This is a genomic window from Arthrobacter sp. 08Y14 (assembly GCF_002929455.1).
GTDB classification, from domain to species: Bacteria; Actinomycetota; Actinomycetes; order Actinomycetales; family Micrococcaceae; genus Arthrobacter_B; species Arthrobacter_B sunyaminii.
In genome coordinates this window covers 1-520 of record NZ_PJIX01000062.1, presented here as the reverse complement: position 1 = coordinate 520, position 520 = coordinate 1, and the positions used below count along the sequence as shown (strand labels likewise).

The 520-nt window shown below is 63.5% G+C and carries 1 protein-coding gene; it reads left to right on the top strand.

Annotated elements, in window-relative coordinates:
• Nucleotides 1-94: 94 nt before the first annotated feature.
• Nucleotides 95-520: RNA polymerase sigma factor (locus tag CXR03_RS17980; protein ID WP_104105064.1), on the top strand; the 426-nt coding region annotated here is incomplete at its 3' end.

Sequence of the window (520 nt, the reverse complement as noted above, 5' to 3'; positions counted from 1 at the left end):
GACACATCTTCGAGACCGAAAACGTCGCCGTCTTTACCAAGACACCTCTCACTGCCGGCCGTCCCTGACGAAAGCGCGGGCCTGAAGGGCTGAAATGGGCACCGAGACCGAGCATCTGGACCGTGTTTTCCTCACCATGAGGCCGGATCTCTACCGGAAGATCCTCGGCATCGTGCGCAACAGCGCCGAGGCGGAGGAGCTGACGCAGGATGCTTATCTCAGGGTGCGGCGGTCGCTTGATCGCGCGGTCCCCGGCAATCTCGAAGGCTTTCTCTGGCAGACGGCCCGCAATCTTGCGCTCGACCATGTGCGCCGCAGAAAGGTGCGGTCTGCGCATGAAGACGATAATTTCGACGGTGGCCAGGTGCATGGGGTTGCCGACCCGCAGCCCTCCATCGAGGAGCAGGCGATCGGCAAGGATCTCGTGCGCGCCTTCAATCGCGCGCTGCTCGGCCTGCCGCCCCGTGCCCGTTCCGTGTGGTGCATGAGCCGTCTCCAGGGGCTGTCCTATCCGGAAATC